Annotated in this window: 9 protein-coding genes; 6 read left to right on the plus strand and 3 right to left on the minus strand. The window is 72.6% G+C overall.

The window, feature by feature from the left end; all coding sequences use genetic code 11:
• The first annotated feature begins 470 nt into the window (after window positions 1-470).
• Window positions 471-5,327 carry an SdrD B-like domain-containing protein gene (locus tag ACWED2_RS26055; protein WP_449693097.1) on the plus strand — a complete coding sequence of 1,619 codons (4,857 nt, stop codon included), beginning with the start codon at window positions 471-473 and terminating at the stop codon, window positions 5,325-5,327.
• Window positions 5,328-5,466: 139 nt separating this feature from the next.
• Here the strand turns inward: ACWED2_RS26055 and ACWED2_RS26060 are convergent, their stop codons facing one another.
• Window positions 5,467-6,546, minus strand: coding sequence for a Dyp-type peroxidase (locus ACWED2_RS26060; protein ID WP_449693098.1), 1,080 nt, complete (start codon window positions 6,544-6,546; stop codon window positions 5,467-5,469).
• A gap of 108 nt (window positions 6,547-6,654) precedes the next feature.
• On the opposite strand from ACWED2_RS26060, the gene ACWED2_RS26065 reads away from it, so the two are divergent.
• A complete protein-coding gene (locus ACWED2_RS26065; protein ID WP_449693099.1) occupies window positions 6,655-7,959 on the plus strand; it encodes a right-handed parallel beta-helix repeat-containing protein in 1,305 nt (434 codons plus the stop codon).
• Window positions 7,956-8,642 carry a hypothetical protein gene (locus tag ACWED2_RS26070; RefSeq protein ID WP_449693100.1) on the plus strand — a complete coding sequence of 229 codons (687 nt, stop codon included), beginning with the start codon at window positions 7,956-7,958 and terminating at the stop codon, window positions 8,640-8,642. Before ACWED2_RS26065 ends, ACWED2_RS26070 begins: the two co-directional genes overlap by 4 nt.
• A gap of 158 nt (window positions 8,643-8,800) precedes the next feature.
• Here ACWED2_RS26070 and ACWED2_RS26075 read toward each other — a convergent pair whose 3' ends face one another.
• The gene (locus tag ACWED2_RS26075) at window positions 8,801-9,412 is read right to left on the minus strand and encodes a GNAT family N-acetyltransferase (RefSeq protein WP_449693101.1); all 612 of its coding nucleotides are present in this window, start codon (window positions 9,410-9,412) and stop codon (window positions 8,801-8,803) included.
• An 84-nt stretch (window positions 9,413-9,496) separates the two neighbouring features.
• Here ACWED2_RS26075 and ACWED2_RS26080 point away from each other — a divergent pair, with 84 nt between their 5' ends.
• Together ACWED2_RS26080 and ACWED2_RS26085 are read left to right on the plus strand one after the other, a co-directional pair.
• Window positions 9,497-9,685 carry a hypothetical protein gene (locus ACWED2_RS26080; protein ID WP_449693102.1) on the plus strand — a complete coding sequence of 63 codons (189 nt, stop codon included), beginning with the start codon at window positions 9,497-9,499 and terminating at the stop codon, window positions 9,683-9,685.
• A 69-nt stretch (window positions 9,686-9,754) separates the two neighbouring features.
• The gene (locus tag ACWED2_RS26085; RefSeq protein ID WP_449693103.1) at window positions 9,755-10,246 is read left to right on the plus strand and encodes a carboxymuconolactone decarboxylase family protein; all 492 of its coding nucleotides are present in this window, start codon (window positions 9,755-9,757) and stop codon (window positions 10,244-10,246) included.
• A 33-nt stretch (window positions 10,247-10,279) separates the two neighbouring features.
• Here the strand turns inward: ACWED2_RS26085 and ACWED2_RS26090 are convergent, their stop codons facing one another.
• Window positions 10,280-11,731: an aldehyde dehydrogenase gene (locus tag ACWED2_RS26090; protein WP_449693104.1), complete on the minus strand. Its 1,452-nt coding sequence runs from the start codon at window positions 11,729-11,731 to the stop codon at window positions 10,280-10,282.
• A gap of 83 nt (window positions 11,732-11,814) precedes the next feature.
• Here ACWED2_RS26090 and ACWED2_RS26095 point away from each other — a divergent pair, with 83 nt between their 5' ends.
• The gene (locus ACWED2_RS26095) at window positions 11,815-12,396 is read left to right on the plus strand and encodes a TetR/AcrR family transcriptional regulator (protein ID WP_449693105.1); all 582 of its coding nucleotides are present in this window, start codon (window positions 11,815-11,817) and stop codon (window positions 12,394-12,396) included.
• Window positions 12,397-12,508: the final 112 nt, after the last annotated feature.

Consider the following 12,508-nt stretch of genomic DNA (forward strand, 5'->3'; position numbering starts at 1 on the left):
TTCCCTTCCGGATGATGGCGACGGAAGGAAAGGTAGGGCGGCACCCGGGTGGAGCGGGACCACCCGGCGGTGGAGACCCGGGTGGATCCCGGGCCGGCTTCGGAGCCGCGGCGCGGACACCCCGGCCCCGCCGGACCCGGCCGCCGCGCCGGTGCCGTCGCCGGCGGTGCCGGCGGACAAGGAGCAAGTGGCGGCGCAGTGGCAGGAGTGGACGGCGCACCAGCGCGTCACCGGTCCCGACGCCGGCGGCCCTTCCGAGGTCCCCCCATGAGCCATTCGCGATGGGAAACCCGGCCCGTAACTCTGTTGGCAGGGACAGCTCACTCGATCGTGTGGTTTGAAGTCACGTAAAACGGACAAGCTTTCACCCGGCTTCACCGGGTGTGTCACTCCTCCCGGCTCCTAAGCTCACCCACAACCGTCTGCATTGGACAGTGGCCGTCGCGGGCCCGGCTGTTGTGGAGTGAACGTTGAAGAGACTGATGGCTTCCGGCGCGGTGCTCCTGCTCGCTTCGACCGTGCTGCCGTTGACCGTCCCGGCCGGACCGGCTCTCGCGGACGCCTCCGACGGCACCCTCACCGTCCGGGTGGTCCGTGACCTGAACGGCAACGGGAACTACGAGCCCGCCCTGGAGACGGGGGTGGCCGGGATCCCGGTCAAGGCCACCGATCCCGGCGGCGCCACGGCCACCGGGACGACCGCCGCGGACGGCACCGTCAAGCTGGCCACCACCGGGCTGAGCGGTGGCAAGTACCGCGTCGAGGCGAGCGTCCCCGCGTCGATGCCGTACCTGAAGCCGGCCCCGGCGGGCGGCGGGCTGAGCAGCCTCACCAGCTTCGTCGACGTCTCCGGCGGCAAGAAGGCCGACCTGACGATGGGGCTGTGGAACCCGGCGGACTACTGCCAGGACAACCCCGCGCTGGTCACCGCCTGCCAGCGCAACGGCATCGCGCCGGGCATCGACCCGAAGGCCCGCTCGCTGGTGAGCTTCCCGTTCACCGCGCGGGGCACCGGCACCCCGCCCACCGCGACGGCCACCCAGGGCGACACCGGGACGGTCTACGGCATCGCCTACCGCAAGGCGGACAAGCGCGTCTTCTCCAGCGCGTTCGCCAAGCGGGCCGCGGCCTACGGGCCCGACGGCCCGGGCGCCGTCTACGTCACGAATCCGGCGACCAAGAGCACCACCCTGTTCACGAAGGTGCCCGTGCCCGGCGGCAGCGCGCACGCCATGCAGACCGACTTCGACCTGAAGTTCGCCGACGTCGTGGGCAAGGAAAGCCTCGGCGCGCTGCGCATCAGCGAGGACGGCAGCACGCTGTTCGTGGTGAACCTGGCCGACCGCAAGCTCTACCTCTACGACGCGACCGCGGCGACCGCGGCCGCGCCCAAGGCGAGCTACGCGATCCCGGACCCGGGCTGTCCCGCGGCCGGTGACTGGCGGCCGGGCGGCCTGGGCGTGCACGACGGCGTCGTCTTCGTCGGTGGGGTGTGCTCCGGCGAATCGACGCAGAAGGTCAGCGACATGCGCGTGGTGATCCGGGCCTTCGACGCCACCGCGGGCACGTTCGGCGCGGTGCTCGTCGACCACAAGCTGGACTTCAAGCGGGGCGACGCGCTGTGGGACGGCAGCAACACGCACGTCTGGAACCCCTGGCAGGCCACCTACCAGCCGCCCGCACCGCAGGGCGGGCACCTGCTCGCGCACCCGGAACCGCTGCTGACCGACATCCGCGCCGAAGTCGGCGGTGACCTCGTGCTCGGCTTCCGGGACCGCTTCGGTGACCAGGGCGGGCACGACATGCCGCCGTCCGCGGGCTCGCCCGACCGGTTCGACACGGTCAGCGGCGGTGACCTGAACCGGGTCTGCAAGCAGGCAGGCGGCTACGTCTGGGAAGGCACCTCGGGCTGTCCGAACAACAACAGCGCGGCGGCGAACGGTGGTGGTGAGCCGACCGACGTCGTCGAGTACTACCCCGGTGAGTACTTCGCCGACGACGAGCACGGCAAGCCGCACAACGAGACCGCGCAGGGCGCCCTCGCGGTGGTGTACCCGGCCGCGCGGATGCCCGCGACGATCATGGACCCGACGGCGATCAACACCGGCGGTGTCGGCTGGTTCGACCGGGCCGGCGGCACGATGATGAACACCGGCTTCTCGAACAGCTACCTCCTCAACGACGCGAAGGAAGGCTGGGCCAAGGCCAACGGCCTGGCCGACCTGGAGGCGCTCTGCGACAACGCGCCGGTCCAGCTGGGCAACCGGGTGTGGTTCGACACCGACGGCGACGGCGTGCAGGGCCCGGCCGAGCCGGCGGTCGCCGGGGCCAAGGTGCAGCTGCTCGCGTGCGACGGCAAGGGCGCGGCGCTCGCCACCAAGACGACCGGGGCCAACGGCGAGTACTACTTCGGCGCCGCGGACGGCCTCAAGGCCGACACCTGCTACACGGTGAAGTTCGACTACTCGGGCATCGACACCACGGCGCTGCCCGGTGCGCCGCCGTTGGCGAGTGTCAAGTGGACGGTCGCGAAGGCGGGCGGCAACCCGGCGCTCGACTCGGACGCCGACCCGGCCACCGGCACCGTCAAGGTGACGATGGGGCCCGCGGGCTCGGTGGACCACACCGTCGACGCCGGCCTGTTCGCCCAGCGCAACCGGCTCGGGGACTTCGTGTGGGCGGACAAGAACGGCAACGGCCTGCAGGACCCGGGTGAGCCGGGGGTGCCGGACGTGCCGGTGACCTTGAAGGACGGCACCGGGAAGCAGCTGGCTGCCACCAAGCCGGGCACGGACGGGAAGTACCTGTTCGACGGCTTGGCGGACGGCGCCTACCAGGTGTGCTTCGACCTGAAGAAGCTGCCGGCCGCGTACGCGGGTTACCTGGCGACGAAACCCGACGCCGGTGACGACACGAGGGACTCCGACGCCGACCCGGCGTCCGGGTGCACTCCGGTGACAACGCTCGGCCCGGCCAAGCGCGAGGACCTGACGCTGGACGCGGGCATCCGGCCGCCGAACCGCCTGGGTGATTTCGTGTGGGCGGACAAGAACGGCAACGGCCTGCAGGACCCGGGCGAGCCGGGTGTGCCGGACGTGCCGGTGGTGTTGAAGGACGGCACCGGAAAGCAGCTGGACAAGACCAAGACGGGCCCGGACGGGAAGTACCTGTTCGACAACCTGCCGGACGGGTCGTACCAGGTGTGCTTCGACCGTTCGAAGCTGCCGGCGGACTACGCCGACTGGCAGTGGACCAAGCCGGACGCGGGTGAGGACACCAAGGACTCCGACGCCGGCACCGAGACCGGGTGCACCCCGGTCACCACGCTCGGGATCGACCGCCCGGAGGACCTGACCCTGGACGCGGGCCTGGTCGCGCCGCGCAACCGGCTGGGTGACCTCGTGTGGATCGACCGCAACGGCGACGGTCTGCAGGACCCGGGCGAGCCGGGTGTGCCGGATGTGCCGGTGGTGCTGAAGGACGGCACCGGGAAGCAGGTGGCTTCCGTCAAGACGGGGCCGGACGGGAAGTACCTGTTCGACAACCTGCCGGATGGGTCCTACCAGGTGTGCTTCGACGTCAAGCAGCTTCCGGCGCCGGTGGCCGACTACAAGCTGACCAAGGCGAACGCGGGTGACGACGGGACGGACTCGGACGCGGATCCGGCGTCCGGGTGCACCCCGGTGGTGCCGCTCGGGGTGGGCAAGCGGGAGAACCTGACCCTCGACGCGGGTCTGGTCGCGCCGCCGAACCGCCTCGGCGACCTCGTGTGGGCGGACAAGAACGGCAACGGCCTGCAGGATCCGGGCGAGCCGGGCGTGCCGGACGTGCCGGTGGTGCTGAAGGACGGCACCGGGAAGCAGGTGGCGGCGACGAAGACGGGTCCGGACGGGAAGTACTCGTTCGACAACCTGCCGGACGGGTCGTACCAGGTGTGCTTCGACCGTTCGAAGCTGCCGGCGGACTACGCCGACTGGCAGTGGACCAAGCCGGACGCGGGCGACGACACGAAGGACTCCGACGCCGATCCCGGCACCGGCTGCACGCCGGTCGTCAAGCTGGGCCCGGGCGGGCGGGAGAACCCGACTCTGGACGCGGGCCTGGTCGCGCCGCGCAACCGGCTGGGTGACTTCGTGTGGATCGACCGCAACGGCGACGGTCTGCAGGACCCGGGCGAGCCCGGGGTGCCGGACGTGCCGGTGGTGCTGAAGGACGGCACCGGGAAGCAGGTGGCTTCCGTCAAGACGGGTCCGGACGGGAAGTACCTGTTCGACGACCTGCCCGATGGGTCCTACCAGGTGTGCTTCGACGTCAAGCAGCTTCCGGCGCCGGTGGCCGACTACCAGCTGACCAAGGCCAACGCCGGTGACGACGGGAAGGATTCCGACGCGGATCCGGCGTCCGGGTGCACCCCGGTGGTGCCGCTCGGGGTGGGCAAGCGGGAGAAACTGACCCTCGATGCGGGTCTGGTCGCGCCGCCGAACCGCCTCGGCGACCTCGTGTGGGCCGACCTGAACCGCAACGGCCTGCAGGACCCGGGCGAGCCCGGGGTGCCGGACGTGCCCGTGATCCTGAAGGACGGAGACGGGAAGCAGGTGGCCACCACCAAGACGGGGCCGGACGCGAAGTACCTGTTCGAGGATCTGCCGGACGGCTCGTACCGGGTGTGCTTCGACCGGACGCAGGCGCCTCCGCCGTATGCCGGCTGGCAGTGGGCGAAACCCGACGCGGGCGACGACGGGACGGACTCGGACGCGGATCCGGCGTCCGGCTGCACCCCGGTGGTGCCGCTCGGCGTGGGCAAGCGGGAGAACCTCACGCTCGACGCCGGTCTGGTCGAGCCGCGCAACCGCGTCGGCGACTTCGTGTGGGCCGACCGCAACGGCAACGGCGTGCAGGACCCGGGCGAGCCGGGCGTCCCGGACGTGCCGGTGACCTTGAAGGACGGCACCGGGAAGCAGGTGGCTGCCACCAAGACGGCGCCGGACGGGAAGTACCTGTTCGACGACCTGCCGGACGGGCCGTACCAGGTCTGCTTCGCCACCGGCGGCCGCAAGCTGACCAAGCCGGACGCCGGTCCCGACGACACGAAGGACTCCGACGCCCAGCCGTCCGACGGGTGCACCAAGGTGGTCACCCTCGGCCCGGCGAAGCGCGAGGACCTGAGCCTGGACGCCGGGCTGCTCACCGCGGCGGCCCCGCCGACGACCCGTCCGCTGTCGAGCACGGGCGTGGCGGCCGACTGGCTGGCGGCGATCGGCGGGCTCGCGGTGGCCGCGGGCATCGCGGCCCTGCTGCTGGCCCGCCGCACCCGCCGGACACGGTGACCGGCGGGGGCTGAGTCTCCAGCGCCCCAAGGTGGCCTTCGGTGCGCCAGACGCACCGGAGGCCGCCTTGGGTGTGTGAGGCGCAAGGCCGGGCGGGTGTGTGAGGCGCAGCGACGGCGCCTTGGGCGCATGAGTCCGGTCAGGCGAGCAAGGTGTGGCCCAGCGGGGCGTCGGCGGTGAAGCCGGGCAGCACCAGGAAAGTCGCCGACGCCGTTGTCGTCGCGTAGCGCAGGAGGGCGTCGCCTTCGCTCATGCGGTGCTGGGTGGCCACGAACGTCCGGAGCTGCCGCTGGAAGGAGATGAACAGCAGCCCTTCCTCGGAGCTGTACCCGCGCCGCAGCATCACGCCCGCTCCGACCGTGAGCGGGTGGGCTCGGCGCACGTGGGCGTCGGCCGGGATGCGGTACTCGCCGTCCGGGGTCTTGGCGCCCAGGTCGAGTTCCGGGCCGGACAACGGTTCCGCCGTCGCCTTGCGGCGGCCGATCACCCGCTCCTGCGCGGCCACCGGCAAGGCGTGGAAGGCCGCGGTGTCCAGCCGGATCCCGCGCACCACGGCGATCGTGCCGCCGCGGACCGCGGGCGGCCCGCCGAGCCACACGTCGGCGGCCAGCTCGGTGTCGGTCCGGGGCACCACGATGCCGTCGGCGAACCCCAGCACGTTGCGCGCCGATCCGTCCGAAGAGGACGGTCCGCGGAAGCCGGTCCGCCGCCAGCGCAACGACATGTCCCGGCCGGCGGTCAGCTCGGTCGTCGCGAGGGCGGCGACGAGGGGTTCGTCCGCGCACACCTGGAGCAGGAGGTCGCCACCGCCGTCGCGGGGTTCGTCGCCGGGGAACACCGGCAGGTCCTGCGCCCCGGGCAGGTCCGGGGCGACGGCCGTGACGATCCGCGGGCCGAGCCCGGCCGTGACCGTCAGCCGCGACGGCGGGAGGTCGGACAGGGCGGCGTCCCCGCCCGCGGCCAGCGCCGCCACCCGCCGGCCGAGCTTGGCCAGCAGGGCGCCGAGCCACGCGCGGTCGGCCCCTCGCGGGAGGTCCCACACCGAGAGGTTCACGTGGCGCTGCGGCGGCGATGGCCGGGCGATCCCGGCCTGCTGGGCCCCGAAGGCGGTGACCACGTCCGGATCGGACGCCGCGGCCGGTGCGGAACAGGCGGACACCAGGCCGGCGCCGGCGCCGAGCAGCACCGAGCGGCGGGACAACGGGGGAGGAGTGGCCACGCGCGGATTGTGCCGCGCCGGCGTCGCGAAACCGGGACTTGTCACTCCACCAGGTGGCATTTCGCGCCGCGAGGGTTCCGCGGGCCGGATCGCTCCTATGGTTTCGCCGTGCGTGCGCTTTTTGCTTTCCTGGTGGCTGTCCTGTCCCTCGCCGGCTGTTCTTCGCCACTCCGGCCGGACGTCGCCGGATCCGCGACCATCCGGGTGCCGCAGGACGCCCCGACCGTCCAGCAGGCCGTGGATTCCGCGCGGCCGGGTGACCTCGTGCTCGTCTCACCGGGCGTGTACCGCGAGTCGGTGCGGATCACCGTGCCCGACCTCGTGCTGCGCGGCACGGACCGCAACCGGGTCGTGTTCGACGGCGAAGTGCGCCGGGCCAACGGGATCGTGGTCACCGCGGACGGCGTCGCGGTGGAGAACCTGACCGTCCGCGACCACGTCCTGAACGGTGTCCTCGTCACCGGGATGGCCGACGAGAGCGGCGGGCTGGCGCGGGGCAGCGACGGCTACACCCGGCTCGACCCGGCCCGGTTCCCGCCGGTGCAGGGCTTCCGCGTGTCGGCTGTGACGGCGAGCAACAACGGTCTCTACGGCGTGTACGCCTTCGACTCCCAGCACGGGGTGATCGAGCACAGCTACGCGTCCGGCAGCGCGGATTCCGGGTTCTACGTCGGCCAGTGTCACCCGTGCGACATCGTGGTCCGCGGGAACGTCGCCGAGCGCAACGCGGTGGGCTACGAAGGCACGAACGCGTCCGGGCGGATGGCCGTGGTGGGCAACCGGTTCGCCGGCAACCGGGTCGGCCTGTCGACGAACTCCGACTACCAGGAGGCGTTCGTGCCGCAGCAGGACGCGGCGATCGTCGGCAACGTGGTGGCGGCGAACGCCCAGCCGGGCAGCCCGGCCCAGGCCGACGGCGGCTTCGGCGTCGGCATCGGGATCGCCGGCGGCACCCGGAACCTGCTGGCCCGCAACCTCGTCACCGGCAATCCCGGCGCCGGGATCGCACTGGCGTCCGCGGAGGACCTCGCCCCGTCGGGCAACCGGCTGGTGGGGAACGTGCTGTCCGGCAACGGCGTCGACGTCGCCTACGCGGCTTCGGAGCGGGCGCCGGGCAGCGGGAACTGCCTGCAGGACAACGTCTTGACGAGCACCGCGCCGGCCGGTCTGGCGGCGGCGATGGCCTGCCCGGCGAGCCCCGGCGCGGCGGCCGGGGTGCGGTTGGCCTTGCCGCCGGCGCCGCGCGGGGTGCCGTTCCCGGACGTGGCGGCCCCGCCGGAGCAGCCGGGCCTGCCGGACGCGGCGACGGCGCCCCCGCGGCCCGCGCGCGGCCTGCCCGGGCCGGTTGATCTGGACAGCTACCCCGTGCCGCCGATCGCGTTGCTGGCCGAACACGCCGGGGTCAAGTCGTGAAGCGCCGGACGGCGTTGGCGGTGGTGCTGCTGGTGGCGGCGTGCGGCGCGGACCCGCGCCCGCTGTCAGCGGAGGAAGCGGAACGGCTCGCGCTCGCCCGGTTCGCCAACTACCGCTTCCGGACGGAGACCTTCACCGCGACGGTCCCGACCGGAGGCGGCGTGCTCGCCCTGCGCGGCCGCGTGGACTTCGTCCAGGGCCTGGGGTACGCCGAGCTGAGCACGGAAGGCCGCGGCGACGAGACATCGGCCGGATTGCTGCAGTGGACCCCGGCGGCGGTGGCGTTCCGCGGCGGCCCAGGCCAGGCGGCGACGGACCCACCGCCCCCGGACCGCTGGCAGTACCGGCCGCTCCAGCCGGGCCCCGAGCTGGACACGGCGTTGCGGCTGGTGCTGGGGCTGGGCGCGGACCGCCCGGACAACGGGCAGCTGCTGCGCCAGAGCTCGGCGCGCTGGGTCCGCGCGGACACGGTGGGCGAGGTGGCGGTCGACGTGATCGACGGTCCCCAGCCGGCCCGCGCACCGGACCCGACCAAGGCGGCGAGGGTGCAGTACTGGCTGGACGCGGAGGGGCTCCTGAGGAGGGTGGAGGCCCGGGTGGGCGACCGGCCCGACCCGGTGGTGGTGACCTTCACGCCGGCACCCTCACCACCGCCGGCGCCTTTGGCGGCCTTCGCGCGCTGAGCGGGTGGGTGGCCAGGGCTTGGGGTTTCGCGGTCCGGGCTTGTCGGGCCGGCCCGCGTGCGCCGCCTAAGTCAAGCGAAGCGTGCAGGCCAGGCCAGGCCTTGCCGGGGCGAGTCGAGCGGGGCGGGCCGAGCGGAACTGGGCGGGGCGGGGCGGGCTCAGCGGGCCGGTCTCAGGTGCTCGGGGCGCCAGTGCCGTCCGCGCCGGGGCGTTCGCCAGTGGCGGCCTCGCCACGGGCGCACCGGGCCGCGCGCCGCGAGGAACGTCGGCTGGTGTTCTGCGAAACCCTCCGCCGTGATGCCCATCAGCACCGGGTAGCGGACCTCGCCGCGCCGCAGCTCCGTGTCGCGGGGGCGGCCCTCCTCGCGGAAGCCCAGCTCTCCGTGCAGCGCCAGCGAGGCGAAGTTGCTGCCGTTGATGCTGACCTCGCACTTGCGGTACCGCTGCAGCTCGAACATGTACGCCAGCAGGACCGTGACCGCGTCGGCCGCGTAGCCGCAGCGGCGGTACTGCGGCCCGATCCCGATGCCGTAGCTGAAGTGGCCGCTGGCCGGGTCGGCCTGGATCCAGATCGAGCCGACCAGCGTCCGGTTGTGCAGCGTTTCGATCGCGAAGTGGAAGTCCTCACCGGAATCGGCCGCGCCGCGGTGGGTCGCCCAGTGGCGGTAGCCGCCGACCTGACGGCCGGAGTCGCGGTCGAACCCGATCAGGGTGCGGTGATCCGCCGGGCGGACCTCCCGCAACCGCACCTTCCACCCCGCCCAGCTCATCGGCAGTGATGGTACAGCCCACCGGCCGGGCCGAACCCGCCCGCGCGTAACGACCACGTCGACCAGGGTGAAGGACAGGACACGATGAACCCGGTGCGCCTGGGCCCGCTCGTGCGCGCGGCGGTCCACGACCCGGACCCGAGCTTCGACCGGCAGTTCGTCGAGCCGCTCGTGGCCGCCTTCGGTGCCCGCCGGACGCAGGAAGCGCTCCTGGAAATCCTCACCACCGGCACGAACCCGGAACGCGCCGGCGTGGCCGACCCGCGACCCTGACCGTCACAAGCTTCGCCCCACCGGTGTCTTGAGGTCGTTCCGCCCGACGACACCAGTGAGGACGAAGGCATGGACACCCGCATCGACCTGTTCGGCACCGAAACCGGCTCCCGGCTCGCCAAGCGGTTCGCGAACCTCGGCCAGGTCATCGACCGGTCACCGCTGCCGGCCGCCACCCGGGAGCTCGTCAGCCTGCGGGCCAGCCAGATCAACGGGTGCGGCTGGTGCGTCGACATGCACGTCAAGGAGGCCGTCGCGGCCGGGGAGACGGCTGTCCGGCTCGCGCTCGTCGCCGCCTGGCGGGAGTCGACGGTGTTCACGGAAGCCGAGCGCGCCGCACTCGCGCTGGCCGAGGAGGGCACCCGGCTCGCCGACGCCGCCGAAGGCGTCTCCGACGAGACCTGGGCCCGGGTGCGCGAGCACTACGACGACGAGCAGGTTGCGACGCTCGTCGCGCTGGTCGCCCTGATCAACGCCGCCAACCGGCTCGCCGTGATCGTGCACCGGAAGGGCGGGTCCTACGAGCCCGGGATGTTCGCCGCCGCGGCCGGCCGCGACTGAGCACGGTGCCCGGCCGCCTCTGCGGCGGAGGCGTCAGCGGGTGGGCACGGTGATGGTCTTGTACTCGGTGTAGGTGCCGAGCCCGACAGCGCCGTACTCGCGGCCGAGGCCACTGGCCTTGAACCCGCCGAACGGGCCGTCGAAGCCGATCGGCGCGCCGTTGACCGTGACCGTGCCGGTCCGCACGCGGCGGGCGACGGCGAGCGCGTGCGCCGGGTCGGCCGACCACACGCCACCGGAGAGGCCGTACTCGGAGTCGTCGGCGATCCGGACGGCGTCGTCCTCGTCGTCGTAGGCGATGACGACCAGCACCGGGCCGAAGATCTCCTCCTGGGCGATGCGCATGCTGTTGTCGACGTCCGCGAACAGCGTCGGCGTCACGTAGTTGCCCTGTTCCAGCCCCGGCGGGACGTCCGGACCACCGGTGACGAGCCGCGCGCCCTCCTCGACACCGAGGCGGATGTAGTCGAGGACGCGCTGCTGCTGGTCGCGGCGGATCATCGGGCCGATGAACGTCCGGTCGTCGGCCGGGTCGCCGACGCCCAGGGATTCGATCAGCTCCTTCAGCCCGGCGACCACCTCGTCGTAGCGGCTGCGCGGCGCGAGGACGCGCGTCTGGGCGATGCACGATTCGCCGTTGTTGAGCAGGGAACCGAACTTGAGGCCCTGGACGGCCGCGCCGAGGTCGGCGTCGGGGAGGATGATCGCCGCCGACTTGCCGCCGAGCTCCAGGCTGACCCGCTTGAGCTGTTCCCCGGCCAGCGACGCGATGCGGCGCCCGGCGCGGGTCGACCCGGTGAAGGCGATCTTGTCGACGCCCTCGTGCTTGACCAGGTATTCGCTGGTCCCGCGGTCGGCGGGCAGCACGCTGATGACGCCCTCGGGCAGGCCGGCTTCGGCGAGCAGTTCTGCGAGGAGATTCATGCTCAGCGTGTTCTCGGGCGAGACCTTGAGGACCACGGTGTTGCCGGCGAGCAGCGCGGGGATGATCTTGGCCGACGCCGAGGAGAACGGCGAGTTCCACGGGATGATCGCGGCGACCACGCCGATCGCCTCCCGGCGCACGACCGACCGGAACGGCGCGGCCGGGTCCGACGGGGCGAGGGTCTCCTCCCAGCCGAACTCTTCGGCCGCCTTCAGGTAGGCGTTGGCCTGCCGGGTCAGGCCGGGCTGGCCGGCCTTGGTGAACCAGAGCGCGGAGCCGTTCTCCGCGGAGATGAGGGCCGCGATCTCGTCGGCGCGCTTCTCGCGCAGGGCGGCCAGCTTGCGGACGACGGCGATCCGGTCCGCCGGCGGGGTGTGCGGCCACGGGCCCTCGTCGAAGGCTTTCCGGGCGGCCGCGACGGCGCGGTCGACGTCGGCGGGCAGTGCCTGCGCGGCGCGACCGATCACCGAGTTGTCGTGCGGGGACCGGATGTCCAGCAGTTCGGCGCTGCTCGGGGCGGTCCACTCGCCGCCGATGAAAAGTTCCTCGTAGGTGATCACCGCTGCTCCCTAAGTCGATGTGTCACATCAGTGTAGCACTTAACTGCCTCACCGATGTGACTGTTACTGCTAGGGTGTGAGAGGTGAGAGCCGACGCCGCGCGCAATCTCGAACTCCTGCTGACCACGGGCGCCCGCATGCTCGCCGAAGACCCGGCCACGAGCATCGCGGCGATCGCGGCGGAGGCCGGCGTCGACCGCCGGACCGTCTACCGCCGGTTCACCAGCCGGGAGGAACTCCTGGCCGCGGTCTACCAGGCCCGCCTGGACGCGATCGAAGCGGCGATCGAGGCCGCCCGGCTGCGGGAGGCGCCGGTCCCGGAGGCGCTGCGGCGGTACGTCCAGGGGATCGTCGAGGTCAACCGCACCTGGCCGACCGAGGTGAGCCGGATGCGCTCGGACCCGGAGATCTGGGCTCGCCGCCTGCGCGCGATCGAGGAGGTCGACCGGTTCATGAAGCGGGCCATCGACGAAGGCTTCCTGCGGGCGGGGCTGCCGCCCCAGTGGCCCGGCAGCGTCCTGGGGTCACTGCTGCACCTGTCCACAAAGGACCTTCCGGCCCTGAACGACTTCCCGGCTGCGGAGCTCATCGTCGACACGTTCCTGCGCGCTTTCGGCACCGGCAAGGCCGGCCGGGAACGCACCGCGAACGAGCCCTCGTCGTGAGTGGTATTTCGGGTTAGAACCAGGTGATCGCCGCGGTCCGGCCCGGCTCGCGGTTCCACTTCCGGATCGGCCCGCAGCCGGACTTCGCGGACTCCTCCACCGTGCTCGTGGT

This window comes from Amycolatopsis sp. NPDC005003, from assembly GCF_053600695.1.